The organism is Gaetbulibacter sp. M240 (assembly GCF_043876815.1).
Lineage (GTDB): Bacteria > Bacteroidota > Bacteroidia > Flavobacteriales > Flavobacteriaceae > Gaetbulibacter_A.
In genome coordinates this window covers 89,416-114,834 of sequence record NZ_JBAWKA010000003.1, presented here as the reverse complement: position 1 = coordinate 114,834, position 25,419 = coordinate 89,416, and the positions used below count along the sequence as shown (strand labels likewise).

Annotated in this window: 20 protein-coding genes; 7 read left to right on the top strand and 13 right to left on the bottom strand. The window is 37.3% G+C overall.

Going from position 1 to position 25,419, the window contains the following annotated elements; all coding sequences use genetic code 11:
* The first annotated feature begins 39 nt into the window (after positions 1 to 39).
* Both V8G61_RS09695 and V8G61_RS09690 read left to right on the top strand, forming a co-directional pair.
* Entirely contained in the window at positions 40 to 2,343 is a 2,304-nt protein-coding gene (locus tag V8G61_RS09695; protein WP_394875393.1) for an inorganic phosphate transporter, read from the top strand.
* 147 nt (positions 2,344 to 2,490) lie between these two features.
* Positions 2,491 to 3,351, top strand: coding sequence for a flagellar motor protein MotB (locus V8G61_RS09690; protein WP_394875392.1), 861 nt, complete (start codon positions 2,491 to 2,493; stop codon positions 3,349 to 3,351).
* Between the two features lie 202 nt (positions 3,352 to 3,553).
* Here V8G61_RS09690 and V8G61_RS09685 read toward each other — a convergent pair whose 3' ends face one another.
* The 3 genes from V8G61_RS09685 to V8G61_RS09675 all read right to left on the bottom strand — a co-directional run bounded on the left by V8G61_RS09685 (position 3,554) and on the right by V8G61_RS09675 (position 8,110).
* Positions 3,554 to 6,058 carry a ribonucleoside-diphosphate reductase subunit alpha gene (locus V8G61_RS09685; protein ID WP_394875391.1) on the bottom strand — a complete coding sequence of 835 codons (2,505 nt, stop codon included), beginning with the start codon at positions 6,056 to 6,058 and terminating at the stop codon, positions 3,554 to 3,556.
* A 224-nt stretch (positions 6,059 to 6,282) separates the two neighbouring features.
* Positions 6,283 to 7,263: a ribonucleotide-diphosphate reductase subunit beta gene (locus V8G61_RS09680; RefSeq protein WP_394875390.1), complete on the bottom strand. Its 981-nt coding sequence runs from the start codon at positions 7,261 to 7,263 to the stop codon at positions 6,283 to 6,285.
* 271 nt (positions 7,264 to 7,534) lie between these two features.
* On the bottom strand, positions 7,535 to 8,110 hold the full coding sequence (locus V8G61_RS09675) for a DUF3109 family protein (protein WP_394875389.1): 576 nt from the start codon (positions 8,108 to 8,110) through the stop codon (positions 7,535 to 7,537).
* Positions 8,111 to 8,243: 133 nt separating this feature from the next.
* Between V8G61_RS09675 and V8G61_RS09670 the strand changes: the two genes are divergently transcribed.
* From V8G61_RS09670 to V8G61_RS09660, 3 genes are read left to right on the top strand one after another with little or no spacing between them, the layout of a single operon-like run.
* Positions 8,244 to 8,831, top strand: a complete 588-nt coding sequence (locus V8G61_RS09670) for a MarC family protein (protein WP_394875388.1) — start codon at positions 8,244 to 8,246, stop codon at positions 8,829 to 8,831.
* 12 nt (positions 8,832 to 8,843) lie between these two features.
* On the top strand, positions 8,844 to 9,047 hold the full coding sequence (locus V8G61_RS09665; protein ID WP_394875387.1) for a hypothetical protein: 204 nt from the start codon (positions 8,844 to 8,846) through the stop codon (positions 9,045 to 9,047).
* A 2-nt stretch (positions 9,048 to 9,049) separates the two neighbouring features.
* Positions 9,050 to 9,655, top strand: coding sequence for an FAD-dependent oxidoreductase (locus V8G61_RS09660; RefSeq protein ID WP_394875386.1), 606 nt, complete (start codon positions 9,050 to 9,052; stop codon positions 9,653 to 9,655).
* On the opposite strand, the gene V8G61_RS09655 is transcribed toward V8G61_RS09660, so the two are convergent.
* From V8G61_RS09655 to V8G61_RS09640, 4 genes are all read right to left on the bottom strand, one after another.
* Positions 9,647 to 11,263 carry a S41 family peptidase gene (locus tag V8G61_RS09655; RefSeq protein WP_394875385.1) on the bottom strand — a complete coding sequence of 539 codons (1,617 nt, stop codon included), beginning with the start codon at positions 11,261 to 11,263 and terminating at the stop codon, positions 9,647 to 9,649. The genes V8G61_RS09660 and V8G61_RS09655 overlap by 9 nt on opposite strands.
* Positions 11,263 to 11,694, bottom strand: coding sequence for a deoxycytidylate deaminase (locus V8G61_RS09650; RefSeq protein WP_394875384.1), 432 nt, complete (start codon positions 11,692 to 11,694; stop codon positions 11,263 to 11,265). The genes V8G61_RS09655 and V8G61_RS09650 overlap by 1 nt, the downstream gene beginning before the upstream one ends.
* A 182-nt stretch (positions 11,695 to 11,876) precedes the next feature.
* The gene (locus V8G61_RS09645; protein WP_394875382.1) at positions 11,877 to 12,467 is read right to left on the bottom strand and encodes a HupE/UreJ family protein; all 591 of its coding nucleotides are present in this window, start codon (positions 12,465 to 12,467) and stop codon (positions 11,877 to 11,879) included.
* Between the two features lie 66 nt (positions 12,468 to 12,533).
* Positions 12,534 to 13,496: an NAD-dependent epimerase/dehydratase family protein gene (locus V8G61_RS09640; protein ID WP_394875381.1), complete on the bottom strand. Its 963-nt coding sequence runs from the start codon at positions 13,494 to 13,496 to the stop codon at positions 12,534 to 12,536.
* A gap of 168 nt (positions 13,497 to 13,664) precedes the next feature.
* On the opposite strand from V8G61_RS09640, the gene V8G61_RS09635 reads away from it, so the two are divergent.
* Positions 13,665 to 14,195, top strand: a complete 531-nt coding sequence (locus V8G61_RS09635; RefSeq protein ID WP_394875379.1) for a hypothetical protein — start codon at positions 13,665 to 13,667, stop codon at positions 14,193 to 14,195.
* A 72-nt stretch (positions 14,196 to 14,267) separates the two neighbouring features.
* Here the strand turns inward: V8G61_RS09635 and V8G61_RS09630 are convergent, their stop codons facing one another.
* On the bottom strand, positions 14,268 to 14,990 hold the full coding sequence (locus V8G61_RS09630) for a hypothetical protein (RefSeq protein ID WP_394875378.1): 723 nt from the start codon (positions 14,988 to 14,990) through the stop codon (positions 14,268 to 14,270).
* A 276-nt stretch (positions 14,991 to 15,266) separates the two neighbouring features.
* Between V8G61_RS09630 and V8G61_RS09625 the strand changes: the two genes are divergently transcribed.
* A complete protein-coding gene (locus V8G61_RS09625) occupies positions 15,267 to 15,734 on the top strand; it encodes a CBS domain-containing protein (RefSeq protein WP_394875376.1) in 468 nt (155 codons plus the stop codon).
* 32 nt (positions 15,735 to 15,766) lie between these two features.
* Here V8G61_RS09625 and V8G61_RS09620 read toward each other — a convergent pair whose 3' ends face one another.
* The 5 genes from V8G61_RS09620 to V8G61_RS09600 all read right to left on the bottom strand — a co-directional run bounded on the left by V8G61_RS09620 (position 15,767) and on the right by V8G61_RS09600 (position 25,366).
* Entirely contained in the window at positions 15,767 to 16,387 is a 621-nt protein-coding gene (locus V8G61_RS09620) for a hypothetical protein (RefSeq protein WP_394875375.1), read from the bottom strand.
* Between the two features lie 40 nt (positions 16,388 to 16,427).
* Positions 16,428 to 19,790: a sialate O-acetylesterase gene (locus V8G61_RS09615; protein ID WP_394875374.1), complete on the bottom strand. Its 3,363-nt coding sequence runs from the start codon at positions 19,788 to 19,790 to the stop codon at positions 16,428 to 16,430.
* 73 nt (positions 19,791 to 19,863) lie between these two features.
* Positions 19,864 to 21,930 carry a sialate O-acetylesterase gene (locus V8G61_RS09610; RefSeq protein WP_394875373.1) on the bottom strand — a complete coding sequence of 689 codons (2,067 nt, stop codon included), beginning with the start codon at positions 21,928 to 21,930 and terminating at the stop codon, positions 19,864 to 19,866.
* 306 nt (positions 21,931 to 22,236) lie between these two features.
* Positions 22,237 to 22,587, bottom strand: a complete 351-nt coding sequence (locus tag V8G61_RS09605) for a DUF2116 family Zn-ribbon domain-containing protein (RefSeq protein WP_394875372.1) — start codon at positions 22,585 to 22,587, stop codon at positions 22,237 to 22,239.
* Between the two features lie 301 nt (positions 22,588 to 22,888).
* The gene (locus V8G61_RS09600; protein WP_394875371.1) at positions 22,889 to 25,366 is read right to left on the bottom strand and encodes a TonB-dependent receptor domain-containing protein; all 2,478 of its coding nucleotides are present in this window, start codon (positions 25,364 to 25,366) and stop codon (positions 22,889 to 22,891) included.
* Positions 25,367 to 25,419: the final 53 nt, after the last annotated feature.

The window sequence follows — 25,419 nt, the reverse complement described above, 5'->3', positions numbered from 1 at the left end:
ATAGTCATGATATTTGCAAACATTTTACAACTAAACCCTATGGATAACATTTACTTATACATGATTATTGCCCTGGGCATTCTAGCCATCGCCGATTTGGTTGTTGGTGTAAGTAACGACGCGGTTAACTTTTTAAATTCTGCGATTGGTTCAAAAGCTATTTCCTTCAGAACCATCATGATTGTAGCGAGTCTCGGTGTTACCGTAGGTGCCGTGTTTTCAAGTGGTATGATGGAGGTTGCGAGAAAAGGGATTTTTAATCCTGGCGAATTTATGTTCGACGAGATCATGATCATTTTCATGGCCGTTATGATTACAGACATCCTATTACTTGATTTTTTCAACTCCGTAGGAATGCCAACGTCTACAACTGTTTCTATAGTATTCGAATTATTGGGGGCTGCCGTTGCTATTGCCTTAATTAAAATAGGACATGAAGGTGGCAATTTTGAGGATGTTATTAGCTATATAAACACTTCGAAAGCCTCGCAAATTATTTTTGGTATTTTACTCTCAGTTCTGGTCGCCTTTTCCATAGGTGCCTTAGTGCAATGGTTTTCAAGACTCCTTTTATCTTATAATTTTGAAAAAAAGGCAGCCTGGGTAGGTGCCTTATTTGGGGGCGTTGCATTAACAGCCCTAACCTATTTTATCTTTATGAAAGGTTTAAAGGGCACCTCTTATGCCAAAGAATCCTTTGAAATTCTTAATGGTAGAACCTTTAATACCTTTTTGGAAAATCAAGTAATCCCTATCGTCCTTAGTAGTTTTGTGTTTTGGTCATTATTTTCATATGCCCTGATTAAGTTTGTAAAAACAAATATTTACAAGCTTATTATTGTAGTTGGAACTTTTGCCTTAGCATTAGCATTTGCCGGTAATGACCTGGTAAACTTTATAGGTGTTCCGGTAGCAGCCTACAATGCATTTTTAGCTTGGTCTGCATCAGGAGTTGCTGCTATTGATTTTCCTATGGACGTCTTGGCAGAAAAAGTTCCTACCAACAATTTGCTTCTCGTAGGGGCTGGTATTGTAATGGTATTAACCTTATGGTTTTCGAGTAAAGCGAAAACAGTTGTTAAAACATCTGTAGACTTATCAAGCCAAGGTGAAACCAAGGAGCGTTTTCAACCCAATTTCTTATCCAGAGGTTTTGTTCGGTTTGCGGTTTTAATGTCTCAAATGTCTTCCTTAATGTTACCAAAATCCTGGCAAAATAAAATTGAAAAACAATTTGAAGCACCCGTAATTAATTTGGCTAAAAATAAAACTCTCGAATTACCAGCATTCGATTTAGTAAGAGCCGCCGTTAACCTTATGGTTGCTGCCGTTTTAATATCTATAGCAACATCATATAAATTACCGTTATCCACAACCTATGTAACCTTCATGGTAGCTATGGGATCTTCGCTTGCTGATCGTGCCTGGGGAGCAGAAAGTGCTGTTTATCGCGTAGCCGGAGTTTTGAATGTAATTGGTGGATGGTTCTTTACTGCTTTTAGTGCATTTACGGCTTCTGCATTAGTGGCGTATCTCTTAAATTTGAATTTAAGTGTGATGTTCCCAATACTTTTAGTAATAGCCTTTGCTTTACTTATTAGAAGTTCCATAGTGCATAACAAAAAGTCTAAAGAAGTTAAGGCGGAAGATTCTTTGAAAAAAGCTGAAAGTAGCTCAGTTCAAGGTGTTATTCATGAAAGTGCCGGAAATATTGCTAACGTAGTGAAGCGCGGAAATAAAATTTACACGAATGCTATTAACGGTTTAGCAAAACAAGATTTATCCTTATTAAAAAAGAATAAAAAACAGGTTAATAAATTATCAGACGAAGTTGAAGAACTAAGAAACAATATCTTTTATTTTATTAAAAACCTTGACGAATCAAGTGTTGGTGCTAGTAATTTTTATATCAACATTTTAGGTTATTTACAGGACATGACCCAGTCTTTGGAATATATATCAAAAGTGAGTCACAAACACGTAAACAATAATCATAAGAAATTAAAATTCAATCAGATAAAAGAATTAAAAGAAGTTGATGAATATCTCGAGAAGTTATTCAATACGACCAGAGAGGCTTTTATTTCCAGATCTTTTGAACAAATAGGCCATCTTTTAAATAAAGAACAAGAGGTGTTTAGTTTAGTTTCAGAAAAGATTCAGAAGCAAGTAAACCGTACTAGAACTGAAGAATCAAGTCCAAAAAATACGACCCTTTATTTTAGTGTATTACTTGAGACCAAAGATTTGCTTACCGCTACTATGAATCTTCTTGAGGAGTATCACAACGCCCATGATGCGTCAGTGAAGCCGGCGAAAATAAATAATCCTGAAGAAAATTAAATTTCTTGTGAATACATTCATTAAATAAAAAAAGCACCGGAATCCGGTGCTTTTTTACTTTTTATCCAAAAAAAAACAACATTTCAACATCTAGAACAAAGCCTTGTGCGTATATAATAATAGAACCTAAAGAATATAACTATTATTATGAAGAAATTATCCCTTTTATTACTCGTAAGTATTTTCACCTTTTCATGTGTTTCAAAAAAGAAATACGTAGCTCTACAACAGGAAAATGGTGAAATAAGAAGTGAATTACAAAAAACACAAGTTGCTAAAGAAGATCTCGAAGCTAAATTTGCTAAAATTGAAGCTCGTGTTGAGGAATACAACTCTAAAATTGCTTCTTTAAAAGAAGAAAATGACTCAAAGTTAGAAACCGTCGGCGACGTTGCTGTGATTACGAACGACACCAAAGTAAATATGCGTGAAACTTTAACGCATGTTGACCCTGCCAAATTAAGTCAGGCGAAAACCCTTAAAGATTCTATGAATCTAGCCGTGGCTTATAACCTTCAAAAAACCATTAACGAAAGCAACATGAGTGAGGATGAGGATTTTGCCGTTGACATCAATGAAACGGTAGTGATGATCTCGATTGCTGATAACATGTTATTCAATACGGCCAGTTATAATTTAAGTTCAAAGGCTGATACCGTATTAAAGAAATTAGCTGATGTGATTAACTCTGAGCCTAGTTTAGATGTGATGGTTGAGGGACACACAGATTCCAGAACCATTACCACAGAACATATTAAGGACAATTGGGACCTCAGTGTATTAAGAGCAACCTCTGTAGTGCGTCGTCTTCAAGAAAAATATGAAGTTGATCCTGCAAAAATGATTGCTTCAGGTAGAAGTTTATATCAACCTGTCGCTAAAAATGATACTAAAGAAAATATGGCGAAAAACAGATTCACCCGAATCATTTTACTCCCAAACATCGACAAATTCTTTGCGATGATGGCACAAGAGGGCGATGTTGCGTTGAATAACGGTAATAACTAACATGAGTGTGCTAACATTGATGTAGCGTTTCAAATGGAAAGCACCTCTTCGGAGGTGCTTTTTTATGGATTAATGTTTAAAAAATAAAGACTTTAGTATATAAAAAAACACCTCCGCTTGGAGGTGTTTTTTTTAGTAACACTTAATAAATACCTCTTATATGATACTTTGACATTCAAAAGGTATAAATAACTTAATAAACTTAAGAACCACACATTAAACAATCATCTCCTTCACTTTCTTTAGCCTGTGCTATTAAAGCTTTCATTTCTTCCGGAGTCATTGGTTTTATCTCCTCTTCAGGTTGTGGGTTTTTTTCTTTGGCAAATTTCGCTGCGTTTTGCGCTGCCAGTTTCTTTTTCTTCATTTCGGTTTGCTCCCGAACTACAGGGTCTACTTGAACAACTTCAGCTATTTCAGCAATTGGTTCTCCTTTTTTAGTCGTTTTAAGCGTAAACTTAATAGCATCTACCGCACTCTTTGTACGCAGATAATACATCCCTGTTTTCAAGCCGCTTTTCCAAGCGTAAAAATGCATGGAAGTAAGTTTCGCCATTGTTGCACCCTCCATAAATAAGTTCAAGGATTGTGACTGATCTATAAAGTAACCTCGCTGACGCGACATATCAATAATGTCTTTCATACTCAATTCCCAAACGGTCTTGTAAAGCTCTTTAATCTCCTGTGGGATCCCTTCGATATTTTGAATAGAACCATTGGCTCTCATGACATCCTGTTTCAGAGTCTCATTCCAAAGCCCAAGTTCTACTAGGTCTTCCAATAAATGTTTGTTCACCACAATAAACTCCCCCGATAATACGCGACGGGTATAAATATTAGAAGTATATGGTTCAAAACATTCGTTATTCCCAAGGATCTGAGACGTTGAAGCCGTTGGCATAGGTGCTACTAACAAGGAGTTTCTTACACCGTGTTTCATTACTTTTTCGCGCAATTTATCCCAATCCCATCGACCACTTAATTCTTCGTCTTTTACGTTCCATAAGTTATGCTGAAACTGTCCCTGACTGATCGGAGATCCTTCATAGGTTTCGTAAGGGCCATCAGCCTTCGCTTCTTCCATACTAGCTGAAACTGCCGCATAATACAGGGTCTCAAAAATATCCTGGTTCAACTGTTTTGCCTCATCACTGGTAAATGGCAAGCGCAACTGGATAAAGGTATCTGCTAATCCTTGTACGCCAAGCCCAATAGGTCTGTGACGCATGTTGGAGTTCTTAGCTTCCGGTACCGGATAGTAGTTTCTGTCGATAACACGATTCAGGTTTTTAGTTACTCGCTTGGTAATACGGTATAATTCTTTGTGATCGAACTCGCCGTTTTTGATGAACATTGGTAATGCGATCGAGGCTAAGTTACATACAGCTACTTCATCAGGAGATGTATATTCCATAATCTCGGTACATAAGTTTGAAGACCGGATCGTTCCCAGATTTTTTTGATTCGATTTACGGTTTGCCGCATCTTTATACAACATGTATGGCGTTCCGGTTTCGATCTGAGATTCAGTAATTTTCTCCCAAAGTTCACGGGCTTTTATAGTTTTACGACCTTTACCCTCTTTTTCATATTTGGTGTATAATTTTTCGAATTCTTCACTATGGGCTTCAGGTAGTCCTGGACATTCATTTGGGCACATCAAGGTCCATTCTCCATTTTCCTCAACACGTTTCATGAAGAGGTCAGAGATCCACATGGCGTAGAACAGGTCTCGCGCACGCATTTCTTCTTTCCCGTGGTTTTTCTTCAACTCTAAGAAATCAAAAATATCGGCATGCCAGGTTTCTAAATAAATAGCAAAACTACCTTTTCGTTTACCTCCACCCTGATCTACATAACGGGCGGTATCGTTAAATACGCGTAACATAGGAACGATCCCGTTACTGGTACCATTAGTTCCTGAAATATAACTGCCCGTAGCTCGGATGTTGTGCATTGCTAAACCAATACCTCCAGCAGATTGTGAGATCTTAGCCGTTTGTTTCAGGGTATCATATATACCATCGATACTGTCTTCCTTCATGGTTAATAAGAAACAAGATGACATCTGTGGTTTTGGTGTTCCTGCGTTAAACAAGGTTGGAGTGGCGTGCGTAAAATATTTTTTTGACATCAGCTCGTAGGTTTCGATAGCTGACTCAAGATCATTTAAATGGATCCCAACCGATACACGCATAAGCATATGCTGCGGACGCTCGGCGATTTGTCCATTCAATTTCAATAAATAAGAGCGTTCTAATGTTTTAAACCCAAAATAATCGTACCCAAAATCACGATTGTAAATAATTGTGGAGTCGAGACGGTCTTTGTTCTCCATAATTACATTATACACCTCATCAGAAAGTAATGGTGCATCTTTACCGGTTCTTGGGTTTACATAGGTGTAAAGATCGTGCATCACCTCACTAAATGTCTTTTTGGTATTCTTGTGCAAGTTTGACACCGAAATACGTGCTGCTAACCGGGCATAATCCGGGTGCGCTGTGGTCATTGTTGCCGCTATTTCAGCAGCCAGGTTATCAAGTTCACTGGTGGTTACACCATCGTAAAGGCCTTCGATAACGCGCATAGTTACTTTTAAAGGATCTACGAGCTCATTTAGTCCGTAGCATAATTTTTTTACTCGGGCGGTGATTTTATCGAACATCACCTGCTCCTTTCTTCCGTCTCTTTTTAATACATACATTGCTTATTAGGGTTTTTATTTTTCTGAACGCCTTCAGAAAAAGGGGTTAAATTGGTTGGCTTCATCTTGAACTAGCATTTAAGCTATTCAAAATAAAATGGTTAATTAATTTTTAAAAAATGGTTATTTCTAGCAATTCCACATTGTGGAACACACAATTTAATTCGGATCTTACTGTTTAACCAATGTAAATTGGTTAAACCTTTAACAGCAGGGTTCGTTCATTAAAAGTCGGCATCAAAACTAAATTTATCTTTTTCTTCCTCTTTGTTCATTACGCCTGCTTTTTGATATTCAGAAACACGTTTTTCAAAGAAGTTGGTTTTTCCTTGTAAAGAAATCATGTCCATAAAATCAAAAGGATTCGCAGTATTATATACCTTGTCGCAACCCAACTCAAATAATAAGCGATCGGTTACAAACTCAAGGTATTGCGACATAAGATTCGCATTCATACCTATTAAACTCACAGGAAGTGATTCTGTGATAAATTCACGTTCTATATCTAAAGCGTCAATCAAAATCTCTTTAATTCGTGATTTTGGCACTTTATTTTTCAAATGGTTTTCGTGAAGGTGGACTGCAAAATCACAGTGTACACCCTCATCTCTAGAGATAAGCTCGTTAGAAAAGGTTAAACCTGGCATTAGGCCACGTTTCTTCAACCAGAAAATCGAGCAAAATGCACCCGAAAAGAAGATACCTTCTACAGCGGCAAAGGCAATTAAGCGCTCAGCAAAGCTTGGAGATTCAATCCATTTTAAGGCCCAGTCGGCTTTTTTCTTGATCGCTGGAAAGTTTTCAAGAGCGTTGAATAAAATATCTTTTTCTTTTTCGTCCTTTACGTAGGTGTCAATAAGAAGGGAATAGGTTTCACTATGGATGTTCTCCATCATAATTTGAAACCCGTAAAAGAATTTTGCTTCGCTATACTGTACTTCGTTCACGAAGTTCTCAGCTAAATTCTCATTAACAATACCATCACTAGCTGCAAAAAAAGCTAAAATGTGTTTTATAAAATAACGCTCATCATCATTCAGTTTTGAGGACCAATCTGACAAATCTTGGTGCAAATCAATTTCCTCAGCTGTCCAGAAACTTGCTTCCGATTTTTTATACCATTCCCAAATATCATGATGTTGGATTGGAAAAATTACGAATCGGTCTTTGTTTTCCTGAAGAATGGGCTCTACTGCTTGCGACATTTTTTTTTGAGTGTTTTTATAAAGTTTGACGATTATTTTTAATAATTTGGGAATAACAAATATTGAAAATAGATGCCAAAAATGAAAGGTATATTTGTAAACATTGTTAACAAGTTTTTAACAATGAAAAAATAGTCCTAAAAAATATTTTTGTATATAAAACTGATTTTAATTATCTGATTATCAGTAATTTAAAATGGACTTTTTTAGAGTAGATTTCAGCCAAAATTTCACCCTAAAAAGCCCTGTTTCAGGCACGTTTTGAAGTGGATTACGGCTTATTTTTTAGGTTTTTTGCAACGGTCTCCAACTCTGTATACCAATCGGGTCCAAATTTCCTAATTAAGGCTTCTTTTACGAATTTGTAAACCGGAACACCTAATTCCTCACCTAAGGAACAAGCATCGTCACAAATTTGCCAACGATGATAATTCACCGCTGAAAATTCCGTGTAATCCTGAACACGAACCGGATATAAATGGCAGGAAACCGGTTTTTTCCAATCGATCTCTCCTTGGTTGTAAGCTTCTTCAATACCGCATAGCGCCGTTTTATGCTCATCAAAAATAACATAGGCACAATCGGCTCCATCAATTAATGGCGTTTCCAATTCACCATCCTCAGTTTTCACTGAAGTGCCTTGAGCTTTAATAGCAGCAATCCCTTCAGGGCGCAAAAATGGTTTCACTTTAGGGTAGATTTTTTCCAGAATATGTGTTTCCTCAGGATCCAAAGGAGCCCCAGCCTCTCCATCAATGCAACAAGCGCCCTTACAGGCGTTCAGATTACAAACAAAATCATTTTTGATAACCTCCTCAGAAACAATGGTTTTCCCTAATTGGAACATAATAAAATAAGTATCAAGTGAGGTGCAAAAATAGTTAAACTTTAGGTCTTTTTAATAAAGATAATATAGTACTTTTGCCGAAAATTTAGCACTGTTGCGTTGGTGCACATAAACCAAAAAAATTCATACTAAAATGCAGTTTAATTTTAAAGAAATATTTACCGCTTTTATGGTTCTCTTTGCCGTTATAGATATTGTAGGCAACATTCCAATAGTGATTGATCTTCGTAAAAAAGTTGGCCATATCCAAAGTGAAAAAGCATCCATTATTGCTGGTGTTATTTTGGTGGTATTTCTCTTTTTAGGGAAAAGCATTCTGAATCTTATTGGTATCGATGTAAATTCTTTTGCTGTAGCTGGTGCTTTTATTTTATTTTTTATCGCCTTGGAAATGATCCTTGGGATTACCTTATATAAACAGGAAGACCACGATCCTATTACTGCATCTGTGTTCCCGCTGGCATTCCCGCTTATTGCAGGCCCCGGTAGCTTAACTACTTTATTGTCTTTACGAGCCGAATTCCGCACGGAAAACATTATTGTTGCGGTGGTTTTAAATGTTATTATTATTTTTATAGTGCTAAAAACCTCGGGAAAAATAGAGCGCATATTAGGTGTCAATGGAATTAATATTATCCGAAAGATTTTCGGTGTTGTTTTGTTGGCAATCGCTGTAAAATTATTTGCCCATAACATAAAAGCCTTGTTTGACCTGGCTTAAAAATAAAACGTCATGAAAACCTTAACTATCGTTCTCGGTATTATTGCATTTGGTCTCATCATTTTTAATCTCACCATCATTGATTTTGATGCTCCTTTTGATGGTAATAATAAAGTGGCCGTTATAACCATTCTTGCCAGTTTATGTGTTATGATGATGATGGCTATTTTATACATTTCAAAACGGATCGAGAAAAAAGTAAAAGAAAATAAATAAAGATGTACGACGCCTTAATTATCGGTGGCGGTGCTGCGGGAATGTCCTGTGCCTTGGTTTTGGGTTCAACACAACACAAGGCCTTCGCAAATAATAAGCGCATTGGCATCATCATGCATCAAAAGAATTCGCATTTACAAACCGCCTTGTTCAATAATGTATTGGGATTAAAACCCGGAACTACAGGTGCTTCTATACTTTACTCAGGCAAAGAGCAACTTGCTACCTTATATCCGCATGTTGAACAAATAGAAAATGAAAAGGTTCTGGAGCTTAACAAAACCAATCTTGGCTTTGACGTTCGAACCAACAAGAATACCTATCAGAGTAAACTTGTCGTTATCGCTGTTGGGTATACTAGCTTATTACGTATAACAGGCTTGGAAAATTATATGGCACCGCACCCAAGAGCAGCAGTTGAAAAAGATCGTATTTGGTTAAAAAATACCGATCATAAAGTAGCTCCTAATTTGTATGTCGCAGGGACCTTAGCAGGTTGGCGTAGTCAGTTTGCGATTGCTTCAGGGAGTGGCGCACAAGTTGCTACAGACATTCTAACCTTTTGGAATAACGGTAACCACACCAAGATCCACGATAAATTAGTCTAGTTCCTCTTCCGTATTCGAAGTTATACCCAAACTCAACCTTTTAACCTCATCGATCATCAGGTCGTTCTGGTTGAAAACCTCATCGTAAGCACCTTCACCAAATAACTGGTCAGCAAGCGCCGCTTTCAGGAACTGCTTTACTTCTTCATGATAAGCCACAAAGGTGATTTTAGAATCTGTACGCACATTTAAATAATCCTGAAATGCAAATACCAATGAATCGCCTACTTCATAATCCTTAATGAATTCTTCTCTAGAAAGGTCTGCATAAGCATTTCTGTCTTTATCCAAATGTTCAAAAATAAAAAAGTTTATAAATCCGCGTCTTCGCAAAAAGTTAAGTGTTTCATTTTCCATGCTGGTATCTATCGGAACAAAAATATCAGGAATAATACCGCCACCTCCATAAACCACCTTTCCGCCTGGTGTGGTAAACTTCAGGGAATCGGCAATTTCAATTTTTTCCGGATCCACCAATTCACCACGCTTCAAACGCTCGTAATAATCATCATAATAATCTGTATTATCTTTTCCATATGGGCGTTGTATGGATCTCCCGGTTGGTGTAAAATATCTGGAAACTGTTAAGCGTACAGCGCTACCGTCACCCAGTTCCATTTCCCGCTGCACTAAGCCTTTCCCATATGAACGACGACCTATAATGGTCCCGCGATCGTTGTCCTGAATAGCCCCAGCAATAATCTCACTGGCGGAAGCCGAGTTCTCATTAATCAAAACATAAACTTTCCCATTTTCAAACTCCCCTTTATCGGTAGCAAAGCTTTTATCAATATTACCACGTTTATTTTTAGTGAAAACAATAAGTTTACCATCTTGTAAAAACTCATCGGTAATATCTTCAGCGATATTAAGAAAGCCTCCCGGGTTATCACGAAGGTCCAGTGCAAGCTCTGTAGCACCTTCTTCTATTAAACCATCCAAAGCTGCCTTAAATTCTTTATAGGTAGATTCTGCAAACTTATTGATCTTTACATATCCCAAGCGATCCGTAAGCATATAGGCGGCATCAACACTTTTAATAGGAATATGACTCCGCTTAACTTTAATATTCAATAGATCCGGTATCCCCCGACGGTATACTTTTAAATACACATCCGAGTTGATCGGTCCTTTTAGTTTGTTTACGATCTCTTTATCCGAAAGGTCCTCGCCAAAAAGCGTATCCTTGTTGGCTATCACAATCCGATCACCACCCCTAATTCCTGCCACATCACTGGGGCCACCCGTTACCGGTCGAATCACCGCTACCGAGTCTTTGTACGGATAAAAGCTCACACCAATCCCCACAAAATCACCACGCATCTCTTCCGTAACCCGCTGCATATCTTCCTTGGGGATGTACACAGAATGCGGATCCAGATTTTCCAAAATGCCGTTTACCGTAACATCCACAATACTATCGGTATTCACATCATCTACATAATCGTAATCAATGTAATCAATCAGGCGATTCAATTTATCCTTTTTACTATTAGTAGAGAACAAACGGTCCGGAGCATCCGAAAAGTTTAGTTTTCCGCCAATAAAAATCCCGGCCGCAATAGCCGCTCCTATTAATAATGGTAAGTATTTCTTTTTATAAAACATTAGTCTTCCAGATCTTCAATTTGTGCCAGTTCAATACCGGCTTTTTTCAAAAACTGCAGGCCCGAATCATCTTTATAAGCCTGACTGTACACCACCCTAACCACACCGGCCTGATGCACTAATTTACTACATTCCTTGCACGGCGACATCGTAATGTAAAGCGTCGCACCGCGACACGATTGCGTCGACGAAGCCACCTTCAGGATCGCATTCGCCTCGGCATGTAGCACATACCATTTCGTGTATCCCTCATCATCCTCACAATAATTTTCAAACCCCGAGGGTGTACCATTGTACCCATCCGAAATAATCATCCGGTCCTTCACAATAATCGCACCCACCTGCCGGCGTTTACAATACGATAATTTTCCCCATTCACGCGCAATACGCAAATAAGCCCTATCATATTTCAATTGTTTTTTTTTCGGCATTTCAATTTTTTTATTTGGGCGTTACCCTATGGGTCGGGCTTTCGGCAGTCGCGCTTTGCAAGGCGCTCCAACAATGCCTCAATCCCTAACGCAGGCCTCATGCAACCCACACACAAAGGTAAACGAATATAATGGGTTCGTATTTTAATTACAACCCCTAAACACTAAAATTTATGAATATTTTATGACAAGAACGCACTATTCAAGATCATCGGGATCACGAGTCCTATCACGATCGACGAGATCACCATGATCCAATCGCGGCGTGAAAAGCGGAAGATCGTCTGAATAATATAGCTCAAAAACAACACCACAAACACAACGATCAACTGAGCCAATTCAATACCTAAAGCAAATTCTATAAGCAAAACCAGCTTGTTCGAAGCTCCTGCGGCCAACATTTTAAATTCGCCGGCAAAACCCAAGCCATGTATTAGGCCAAAAAATACGGCAGAGATCGACAATAGACCTATCTTTTCTTTATTTCCGCCTCGATTGGCTGTAAATACATTATAGATGGCCATGATTAAAATGGTGATTGGAATTAAAAATTCAACAATATCGGAATTCACGTAAACCACATCGTAGGCTGCTAACACTAAAGATAGCGTATGCCCCAAAGTAAAAAGAGTTACCAGCAGCAATACCCGGCGCCAGTCGCGAAACAAATAGGGAACAGTTAAGCAGATCAGGAACAATACATGATCGTAAGCATTAATATCGAGCACGTGATTCATGCCGTACTCCACATTAAACCAAAAGTCTTGAAGCATAGTAAATCAGTTCTAGGGGTTAGTAGGTGTCCAAATTAAACAATTATCATAAAAAAATGAAACCCGTTAGGCCTTTTCATTCTTATATTTTTTTTCTAATTGTTTAAGCATCTCTTTGGTTATGGCTTCCAGAGAAAATTCGTGTTTCCATTTCCAATCTTGCCGAGCATACGAATCGTTAATGCTGTTGGGCCATGTATCCGCAATTTCTTGACGGTAATCCGGTTTGTAGCTAATCTTAAAATCGGGTCTTAGCTTTTTAATACTTTTTACCATCTCTTCAGGAGTAACACTTATGGCTGCTAAATTATAGGACGAACGGATCTTAACAGCTTCAGGAGGCGCCTGCATCAGGTCGATGGTGGCTTTTATAGCGTCATCCATAAACATCATGGGTAATTTGGTATCAGGCTTTAAAAAGCACTCAAAAGCACCCTCGGTAATTGCTTTATGATAAATATCAACAGCATAATCGGTGGTGCCACCCCCGGGTAAGGTTTTCCAGCTGATAATCCCTGGATAACGCACGCTCCTTACATCCACACCGTATTTATTAAAGTAATATTCGCACCAGCGCTCCCCGACCTGTTTGGTAATTCCGTATACGGTTGAGGGTTCCATGATGGTGTATTGTGGCGTATAATCTACCGGCGTGGTCTTTCCAAAAACGGCAATGCTGGACGGCCAAAACACTTTTTTTATAAATTTAGCTCGTGCCAGATTCAAAACATTGAATAAAGACGACATATTAAGATCCCAAGCCTTCATTGGGTACTTTTCACCTGTCGCACTCAGCATAGCCGCCATCATGTAAACCGTATCAATCTGGTGTTTCTCCACACAGGTTTTCATACTTGCGTAATCCTGAGCATCCACAATTTCGAAATTTCCAGAATTAGCCACCTCAAGATTACTATAACTGATGTCGCTTGCTACGACGTTCTTAGCACCGTATTCTTCTCGTAATTTAAAGGTTAACTCCGAACCAATCTGACCACAGGCCCCAATAATCAATATTTTTTCGCTCATTCAAACTGAAGTTTATAAGAAAAATTCAAAAATAATAACAATTAAATGATAATGTTTCAATTTCATCTTAAAATTTTAAATCAGAAATAAATTAATTTAAGAGCCGTTTTTAAACGTATTACAACAGAACAAAGTAATCGCTTATCTTTGTTTCAAAATTAATACAATATGAAATTTTATTGGCTCGCCTTTGGCCTTCTATTCACAGTATTGGTATCCTGCAAAAAATCGGAAGACAAAAGCATGGAACCGGTATCAAAAGACGTCACCGAAGACATAATAAGTAACGAACTGAGTCCACAGGATATTAATAATTTAAAGCTTGTTGCATTTGCTTTAGATCCAAAAACAAAACAACAGATCGTCGATTGGCAGGCCTATTCCAAACTGGAGGAACTAATCGACAACATCAAACAAGCCGACCTGAACTACTTTTTGAATACGGACGACGATATGCAAACCATGATCAAGGATTTAAAGGGTGCTATGCCAAAAAGTATCCAAAGTGATGCCACACTAGCACGGATTTTGGCCGTTGAGACGCAACTTTTAAAATTAAAGAGCCTGTCAAATTTGAGTACCACCAAAAAACCGGAATTACTGGATAGCATCAAAGACCTCTTGGAAGCCTTTTACAATTTGAATTTTCAGATGAACTCTAAGGTCGAAGCCGATAATATCAACATCGAGAAACCATAAAAAATAAAATCGACCAAACAAAAATGGTTTGATGTAACATCAAACCATTTTTGTTTATGGTATATGTTCCGTTTAGTTTCCAGCAGGAGCACCTTGCGCGTCCTGAGCCTGAAGCGCCTGTTTTTGTCTGAGCATTTCTTGCTTAGTAATCTGAACCATATTGAAATTTGGTGCTGTTTTCAAAGCAGAATCTAAAATATCAATAGCGGCATCAAGATTCCCTTTTTTGTCTTTATTGTAGGTGTATAACGCATCTAAATACATAAAAGCCGCTTTTAAAGACACCTGATAGGGTTGTTGGGTTTCATAATACGCATGCTTCATTTCAGGCTTTACATTAGCCGCTCCTGAAGTAATATATTTTTTTGCTTCCTCCAGATTTTGAGTTTGGATATTCAATTCGGCCAACTCATAGGCAATAGATGGTTCAGGATTGCGCTTGTACATTTCTTCAAACTGACCTACAGCAAGTTTAGGTTGATTTAAGGCCTTTAATGAGATCGCCTTAACCTGTACCGCAATATCCGAATCGGTAGTTTTCTTTTCATAACCGATCGTATTTAAAGCCTGCATGTAGTTTCCTTCTGACATGTAAATATAAGCCAGTGTATCTTTTCGGGCTTCCGAAGGAGCAAGAATATTCAAATGGGTGATCGCGTTTATGATTCCCTGAGTATCTCCCTGGGTTTTCATTTGTTTGTAATAGGCTTCATAATGCTTCAGCATAGCTGAATTGTCCTGAGCAAAGTTTTGCATACTCCCCAGCAAAAGCAGGGCAATGATGAACTGTTTCATTGGTTTTTATTTAAATTATATCACGTTTCAATTTGAAGGGCTAAAACTATAAAAAAATAGTTTTCAAAGTCTCAAAAGAATGCTAATTATTTTAAATCATGAAAAGTTAGGAAATTTCTTCCGCCCAAAGGCGAAACAATATAAATTAGCCTTTTATACACCGCTTACTTTATGAATTATATGCCCGGATTATCCCCTGTGATACTCAAAAATTTTTAGGAAATTTGGATTAATTTAGCTATATTTCAAGTTACCAACATCTAAACATAAAAAATTATGGGCATAAAAAGTTTTCAAGGGTCGAGACGACAGCAAGGCAATGTTGCCGATAATACACCCTTCAAGGTCAGCGATTATATGACCACGAATTTAATTAAGTTCACACCAGACCAAACCATTGAAAGTGTAATGGAAGCGATAATTAAATACCGAATTTCCGGAGGCCCTGTGGTGAACGACAATAACGAACTCGTAGGCATTATTTCTGAGGGCGATTGTATCAAACAAATTAGTGAAAGTCGTTATTACAATATGCCGATGCAGGATATGACCATTGAGAAATACATGGTACGTAACGTGGAAACGATTGATGGAGAAATGAATATATTTGACGCCGCGAACAAATTCTTAAACGCTAAACGCCGTCGATTCCCTATCGTAGAAAAAGGCAAATTGGTAGGTCAAATAAGTCAGAAAGATATCTTAAAAGCAGCTATGGCCATGAAAGGTCACACCTGGAAATAATCAAATTCCAAGAAATAAGTTTTACTTGATTTTTATTTAATACCAAGCGGTTTTGATTTTAATTCAGACAACCATTGAGTTCCATATTTTTTATTCAAATAATTGGAAATCATTTGGTTGTTCTCAATAACCTTTTTGTATAAAAATGGATCGATCGCGCAATTCTCTTTAAAAAGTCCAACACCATATTTTTCTTTTAATTCCACATATTCTTCTGGGATAGTATTATCAAATCCGGGTATTATGAAATTTAGAGTACCTCTATGAATTCGCTCCTCAATCTGCTCATCTGTTAAATTCATGCTTGAAGCAATCGATAAAGAAAAAAACTCCTCAATATTAGTTTCAGGTTTTTCCATTAAGTGAATGATTATCGTATTATTTCTTTGCGTCATTCGGGATGGATATGAGGTTTTGATATTAAAACCTTCAGCAATAAAAACAAATCGATACTTACCTTTTTCAGGTAAAGTAATTGTGAATTCTTCCTGTTGTTTAACTTTAATTTTTTTGTTTAATTCAAGGATAGTCAAAGTTCCGGAAGTAAACTCCTTATTTGAAAGGTTTTCAAAGATAACAGTAGCCTGAATTTCTTTTGCAGAAGCCAGTGAAGCGACGAATGCAAATCCAAAAGTCAAAATAATTTTCTGCATGCTTAAATTTTTAAAAATCTTAATTATACGATTTCAAATTTTAAAGTTTTATTATTTTATGATACTTCAATGCATTATTCTTATCATCCATTAAAGTTAAAAGATAAATCCCTTGGGGCAAGGTTGAAATATTTATTGTTTCTGTTTCTTGGGTTGGGTTGATGGTTTTATAAAGTCGCCCTAAGACATCAAATATTTTAATCCGATGTAGATTTAAATTGTTTTTTAAAGTAATCTTATTTTGAACCGGGTTTGGAAAAATAAGAATGTTATTTTCATTAAAATTTTCAACACTTAATGCTGCATTTGGATCATAAAAACCAAAATCAACCGTATTATTTCCTGCAGCATCATAATTAAAATTACAATCGTAGGAATCTCCATCGTCCAAAGGTTCTCCATCTTCTGTTAAGGTGATAATCCCAGACTGGATATCAGAAAAGGCACCACCAAAGCCATTATTATCAAAATCCACATCATTATCGGCATTACCAACAAACCCATTCGTTGCTACAAAATCATGCAGCGGCTCTCCTTCCTCCCAATTATAAACACTCCAAACAACTACTCGATAATTACCGGGGCTCAAACCTTTAAAACTATAATAACCCTCAGCATCCGTTACTTCTACACCTCCAAAGGAATCGGGAACACCATCATCGTCAGAATCACGTGAAAGAATAACAGATACCCCAGGAATACCCGGTTCTTCAGGATCTTGAATACCATCTTTATCTAAATCGTTCCAAACCCGATTTCCTATGGATACCACTCCCGGAGTAATTGGATTTTCTTTACAATTCTGAGTGCAAAAGGCTGTTTCATTGATAGCGCGAATCATTTCATCACCCATTGATTTTCCAATATTCAAGAAAGAAAGGGCGTTGTTATTATAATGATGTAAACCATCATAAGGTGAAACCGAGAGATCCAGATAAAAGGGTTTAGTATCTACGAAACCAACATAACCTCCAAAAGTTTTGTCATCACAACCCACAGTTTCCTGAGCAACCGCCACAATATTTTGAATATCCTGTGTCCAGGAATCTGTGCTTGCAGTAATGCCACCTTGGCCGGAACTTGCCACAACAAAAGGTAATTCAGGAACACCAAGGTCATTTCTTACATCATTCACTAAATCATAGAGATTACTTTCATATTCATTTAAAAAATCTTCGCTAGCCCCATCATTCCACCCTTGAAACCAGGCAAATCCTGTGAATTCAAATGGAGAGGCTCCGATAGTTGGAAACTCTGTGGATAGGTTCTGAGCAACGTTTTTTACAATTTGAATCATTTGATTATAATAAGGTCCCGTGGTTCCTCCTGCAGAAGGGGGTCTAAAATCTTCAGCTAGAGATTTACCACCCCAGGCAGTCTTAATAATCAAAACAGGATCATCATAAAATTTATCCAATTGATGTGCGAACATAAGTTCCGGACCTATAGAATTGGGATTAGCTCCTTGACCCACCGTCAATTTTTCTTTTATTGTTCCTTCATCTCCTTCATAATATAAATACACATTATCTAAGGTGGTCCAGTTATTCGGCTGTCCTACTTCCGACCAATCACCATTTGTATTATTTGCAATGATATCCATCAAATCTCCCTGATCACCTTCTGGGTCTTCAATAACACCCTGACCTTGCATATTTGATTGTCCTGCCAAAATAAATACACGCACTTTAGCCTGTGTTTTTGCTTGACGGGTAACTATAGGTACATAACCAATTTCAAATCCCGCCGGTGGTTCAACGATAGCTTTAGGATCAATGGTTGCCAAATTTCCTATGGAGGGTGGCGCTAAATACTCATCGGTATGACTCCAATTGGAATGGATCAATTCAACTCTTGTCTGCATCGCAGTAAGCATAGCCTCCGGAAGATTCGCATGAACAATAGCGGGTTGATCTCTAAATTTATACCAATAGTAAGTCACGGTTGATCCATCACCTAAATCAGCACTAAAAGGCCCGGCAGATGGTCCGGGATTATTCCAGGGACCGTTAAGATCCTGAAATTGACAATCGGCTTCTTTTGGAGTTACATAAGGAATTTCACTTCTTGGCGTGCTGGGTACATCAGTGGTTAATAAATTGGTAGAGGCAGGTACAGTGTTTGCATTTACAGGACGCCATTTGTCGTCTGAATCCAGTTTAAAATATTCTGGTAGTGTAATAATGCCATCTTTTCTTTCAACTATATTAAAATCAAACTCAAAGCCCATTATATTGTTAGACTGCTGTTTATTTTGAACATAGGTCAAATCAATCTCATGATCTACACCACCCATTCCAAATTGAGAAATCTCACCTGCCATGGCGCCACCATTACCCGCAAAATTAATATTTAATATACCGCTTTGATTAAATCCGGGTTGTACTGCTGGTCCGCCACTAAACCAGGTATTCATATTATTCCAAAGGGCATCTTTAGAATACGTCCTTACCTGGTGTACCGCAATAGCACCATTAGTATCATTTTCAGGAAATTGTAATCTTTTAATTTTTGCAAAATAAGTACCATTGTTATCTGAGGAGATGAGTGCCGGAAGATCAGCTTGCTCAACACCCATAGTGATATTAGGATTAGCTGGTCTTGAGTCTAAAAAGAGGCCTTCTAAAGCTGGATTAGTTAAGGAAGGCTCTGTCCAAAAAGTAGGTAAGAAAAAATTAACAGGTCCTTTAAAATTTGTGGTATTCAAGAATAATGTCCAACATTGATTTCCTGTTGCTACATTAACACCAGCGGTCTGAGTCATTGGATCTGTTAATGGTAAGGGCGTGTACCCATAACCCAATAACTCACCTTTTAATCCTTGAGCTATATTTAAACCGTCAGGGGCCCAGAGTAGACGGTTTGACAAGTGCGCCACACCATATTTCCCACCGGGAATACTCCAGTCTCGCTGTCCATTTGCTAAGGTTGCACTTGCTCCTGCTCCTGTTCCATTCGCCCAGGAAGAAAAGTTGTAGGCCACACCACCCATAATAAATTTTGGAGTTTCCTTACCAAATCGGGTATCACCCCACCAACCTAAGCCGCCCTCAATGGTGGTGTAGAAATCTTCAGGTTCTGTTTGTGTTCTTTGAGTGGTAAGCCATGAACCTGCAAGCCCCGTTTGAAAATTGGATGCGCCAGGGTATTCATTAAAAATTGGCCATACTGCACTGTAAAAGCTATAACCTGACCCGAAACTATTATCGGTGACATTTTCTTTACTGATCCAAGCAAAACCTGATCTTTGGGCATTAACTATTTGGGCATCTGCTTTATAAATTAGTAAAGAAAATATTATAATAAACATGCTAATCCGCATAGGCAAATTAAAAAAGCAGCCTACATTGGAGTTTTTCTGAAAGTTAGGTTTAACTAACTTAATTGGATTAATTAAGGTCATTTTGAGAGATTTAGGGTGTGAGAATAATGAGGGGTTTTTACTTTTAAAAATGTAACTTTTTCGATTTCAAATTTTATAGTTTTATTATTTTATTATACTTCAATGCATTATTCGTATCATCCATAAAAACTAAAAGATAAACCCCTTGCGGCAATGAAGAAGTATTTATTGTGTCTGTTTCTTGGGTTGGGCTAATGGTTTTATAAAGTCGCCCCACAGCATCAATTATTTTAACCTGATAAAGATTAAAATTGTTTTTTATGGTAATCTCATTTTGAACCGGATTTGGAAAAATAAGAATGTTATTTTCATTAAAATTTTCAACACTTAATGCTGCATTTGGATCATAAAAACCAAAATCAATGGTATTATTGCCAGCGGCATCAAAATTAAAATTGCAATCGTAAGGATCAAAGCCATCTAACGGTTCTCCGTCAACTGTTAAGGTGATAATCCCAGAATTGATATCGGTAAAGGGATTTCCAGAGCCATTGTTATCATTATCTACATCATTATTTGCATTGGCAACAAAAGCATTCGTTGATACAAAGCCATGTAATGGCTCGCCTTCATTCCAGTTATTCACACTCCAAACAAATACAAGATAATTTCCGGGGCTTAATCCTTCAAAACGATAATAACCCTCTTCATCGGTTATTTTTATGCCGCCACCGGCTCCGCCATCTGGAACACCATCACCATCTGAATCCCCCCAAGCCAAAACCGAAACTCCGGGAATACCGGGTTCATCAGGGTCATTAATGCCATCTCTGTTCAAATCATTCCAAACCCTATTACCAATGGAAACAACTTCTGGAGCACTTGGTTCATCCATACAAGGATCAGCACAAAAGGCCGTTTCATTAATCGCTCGAATCATTTCATTCCCCATTGATTTTCCAATATTTAAGAACGTCAGGGCATTATTATGAAAATGATGTATTCCTTTAAAAGGTGAAACTGATCTCTCTAAATAGAAAGGTTTAGTATCCACGAAACCAACATAGCCTCCATAAGTTTCATCATCACAAGCCACGTTCTCTTGAGCCACCGATATAATATTTTGAATTCTCTGAACCCAAGTATCTGGAGTTTGGGTATTGCCACCATGTCCGGAACTTGTTACTACAAAGGGTAACTGAACTACTCCAAGATCATTTCTAACATCATTAACTAAATGATAGAGATTACTCTCATATTCATCTCCAAAATCCTTATTGGGGTCCCCATCATTCCAACCTTGAAACCAGGCAAAACCTGTTAATTCAAATTGTGAGGTTCCGATATCTGGAAATTCTGTGGATAGATTCTGAGTGACGTTTTGTATAATTTGAATCATTTGATTGTAGTAAGGCCCTGTTGTTCCTTCTGCTGATGGAGGCCTAAAATCTTCACCCAGAGATTTTCCACCCCAAGCTGTCTTTATAATCAAAACAGGATCTTCATAAAATGCATCCATTTGATGTGCAAACATGAGTTCCGGGCCTATAGAATTAGAATTAGCTCCGTGACCCACTGTAACTTTTTCTTTTATAGTTCCTCCATCTGCTTCATAATATAAATACACATTATCTAAGGTGGTCCAGTTATTTGGCTGTCCCACTTCCGCCCAATCACCATTCGTATCATTTTCAATGATATCTATCAAATCTCCGGGATCACCTTCAGGATCAATGATCGTACCCTGGCCTTGCATATTGGATTGTCCTGCCAAAATAAATACACGCACTTTTGTTAGTGTTCTTTCTTTTAGCTTAACAATAGGAGCATAACCAATTTCAAATTCCGCAGGTGGTTCTGCGATAGCTTCAGGGTCTGTTGGTTGTCGTTGTGAGGTAGGCCAGGTGACTCCAAGGCCGGTTTGAAAATTAGATGCGCCTAGATATTTTTTGAATATAGGCCAAACCGCACTATAAAAAGTAGAACCAGATCCGAAATTAATATCTACAACGTGTTCTGTGGTAATCAAAGCAAAACCTGATCTTTGTGCATTAACTATTTGAGCATCTGCTTTATAAATTAGTGAAGAAAATATTATAATAAACATGCTAATCCGCATAGGCAAATTAAAAAAGCGGCCTACATGAGAGTTTTTCTGAAAGTTAGATTTAACTAACTTAATTGGATTAATTAAGGTCATTTTGAGAGATTTAGGGGGTGAGAATAATGAGGGATTTTTATTTTTTTCTTTCGGAATTCATTTATGAATTCTCTCTAATCTAGATTTTTTTTATGAATAAAATTGGACAAAGCATACTTTAAACTACAAAATGAAATAAAATACCAATTAGAGTATCGACAAACGGTAGATTTTCTACTAATTCATCGATTTAAGGCATTCTGGTGTTGTAAAATTTATCTTACTTATTTGGCTTCCAGACCTTTGAGCCAAATTAATTATGACCATGGAGAGTCATACCAAGGAATAAATCCTGAAAAATATTTTTTAAGACTCGCGTTTTACGAGGGCATAATAGTCGTTTTCAAGTGGCAAATAGCCCTGATCATACACAAAATAATATACGGTACCAGCCTTTGTGGTATAGATACTTGTAAAATAATTAAAGTCGAAACCGGCCTCAACGAGCTTTGCTCTTGAGGTCTTTGTTTTTTGATCTGGGTTGAGTTCTTCCAGGATCCGGTAATTTTTGCGCAACCGGTTGTTGGTGTTTCGGATGAGATTCTTCCTATCCTTATTCACCCGGTTGTTGTAGGCATTCCTGCAGGCATCACTGCAAAATTTCTTATCGATTCTACCGACAATTTTTTCACCACATTCCAAACAATGTTTTGACATAATTTAAAAGTATTTATTTCATTCTCAAAAGCGAATCTGGTGGTATTATTTTGAAAATTGGTTTTTCAAGTATCTAATTTAGTAAAAGTTAACGAACCATAGGAAAGTAAGTAGCGATAATGCCCTAAAACCCGCTTTTTAAATATTTATTCAGAGCGGTAGATTACAGTAGATTTTTTCGCAAAAGGATGGAGTCCATTGATCTCAATAAAGATCTTATAATCTTTCGAATGGATTAGTTTCGCATTAAAAGAACAAAAAGCCGGGTTCTAAATTTCTGTTTTCAGAATTTTTGGAATCATTAAAACTCACGTTCTCCAAATTCGCTATCAATAAATTTTGATTTGTTACTGCCGTTTTTAAAGGTATACGATAAATTAAGAATAATCATGTCTACTTCATAAACATATTTTGTGGTGGTAAAAAAATCATTAGGTCTGAAGGTTGTAATACTCTGTTCATTAGCATCAAATAGTCCCATATCTATATTTTGCCATTGTAAGGTAGCTGTCAATCTTTTGTCAAAAAACGATTTTTGAAAGGTTAAATTTGATGAAAAAAACCGAGAATCTGTACCTTGAGCGGTAACCCTATCCGATAAATAATTAAAGGTAAATTGCAACGTGGCATCATTTGAAAAGTCGTAGGTTGAATTTAAATTGAGGGAATAAACGGTTGCTTTTGAATCGATTGGCCTGTTATCAAATTCCCCATTAATTTTGTAATCATAGATATTAAAACCAATAAAATTTGACCAATCTTTAGTTGGTTTTAACTGTGCACCAACTTCAAGACCTACAGCCTTTCCATTGCCCACATTAGAGTAAATTCTGTTCAAGATGGTATCGTTATAAACTGTATTCACCCTGTTTACCAAATTTTTCACATCTCTGTAATATCCTGTGGCAAAAATGGAGTTTCCTCCTTTAATCTTTTTGGTAATACCTAATTCGAACAAATCGATTAACTCCGGTCTTAAATTAGGATCACCTTGCTCCAAGGTTTCCGAATGTTCCCGTTCAGGAAAAGGGTTCATCTTAAATGTCGTTGTACGTTCAATACGTTTACTGTAAGCCGCTTTAATATTGGTTTTACTATTTATTTCGTACTGAACAGACGCTGAAGGGAAGGGTTTTATAAAATCGTAATTATAGGTATCATCAATGGTATTGGCTTTGTCTTTAAGTTTCAATGTTCTATCCATAACTTCAACTCGAAGACCCAATGCATAATCCCATTTATTTTGCTTTCCGGTAAATTGCCCATACATGGAATGTATATTTCGTTTCAAATTCACTTCACTGGAAAATTCCGGAACCAATTGAAAATCATCATTAAAATCTGTTCTTCGTTCATAAACAAAATCCCCTGTGTGGTCTAAACTTCTATACTGATATCCGGTTTCTAAAATGCCGGCTTTAAAAGGTTTAAAACGATAATCGATTTGAAAACGAACACCATGCAAGGGATTATCATTCGTATTATATTCATCTTGATACAAAATATCGTTATCCGGAAAGCCCAAATTCTGGTTTACAGTTGGACCACCCAAAAGGGTATATTCATATAATAAAGAAGTAGATAGTTTTGAAGTATTTTTAAAGAGGTGCTCATAATCGAAGCTACCTAATGCAAAATCACTTTTACGCTCTCTTACATTATGATTGAAATACTGAAAAGTGTATAATCTGTTATTGGGATTATTCAAATCGATAGCATGGTTATCGTAATACACGATATCTGCCAAACGTACCTTATTTCGTTTTCCTGCGAAAAACCCTAAAGAGAATACATTTGTGGTATCTGGCGTAAAATCGACTGTAAATCGTCCACTATAATTTGTTTCATCAAAACTGCGTTCGCCCGTTGATGGAAATTGTGTTTTAATGTCGTTAATAATGGTGTATACATCACCTTCTCTTCGTCCCCCTATATCATTACGTTGGTAATTAGCCCCAACCGATATATTCCATTTATCATTTCTTACATTATAGGTAGCATCAATACCATACCTCTGGTGTGCCTTAGCGTTACCATAAGTTTCAATAGAGGGCAAACCTCCTTTTATATTAATCTGACCAAAGGCGCCATTCACCGCCCCATTTTTAGTAATAATATTAAGAATCCCCGCTTTTCCCTCAGGGTCGTATTTTGCTGATGGTGCGGTTATCACCTCAACCCGTTCTATCGCATTTGCAGGTAATTGCGCTATTAATGTACTCGCATTTCCTTGTAAAGGTTTACCATTTAGCAACACCACAAAGCCCGAACTTCCTCTCACCATAATTTCACCCTGACCGTCAATGCTTACCGATGGTAAATTCCGTATCACATCAACCCCAGAACCTCCTTGCGCACTTTTAAAATTTTCTACATTAAAAACCTGACGGTCAATTTTATTAACAACCGTAGCTCGCTCCGCCTCTATAACAACTTTATTTAAACTGTTGCCAAGGGTGAGGTTTAGGATGCCCAGATTTATATTGGTTTTGGAGCTTTCAACAGATATATTTTTTACGGTCTTAGCTTCGTAACCAATAAATGAAGCTTCAATGTAATAGATACCTTTTTTTAAGTTCTCAAAAATAAATCCCCCATTAATATCAGTAATAACACCTGTTACCAGATTATTGTTGCTTTGGTCGTAAAGTGCTGCGGTAGCATATTCCAAAGGCGTATTGGATTCATCTACAATCTTACCTGTTATTTGTGCAAAAACAAAGTTTAAGTTTATTAATACTGTAAAAAGTAGTAAAGTAGGTTTCAAATGGTATCTCATAGTCTAAATAAATTCAAATGTGCAAATTTACAATCTTAGTAGCTCACTGTTTG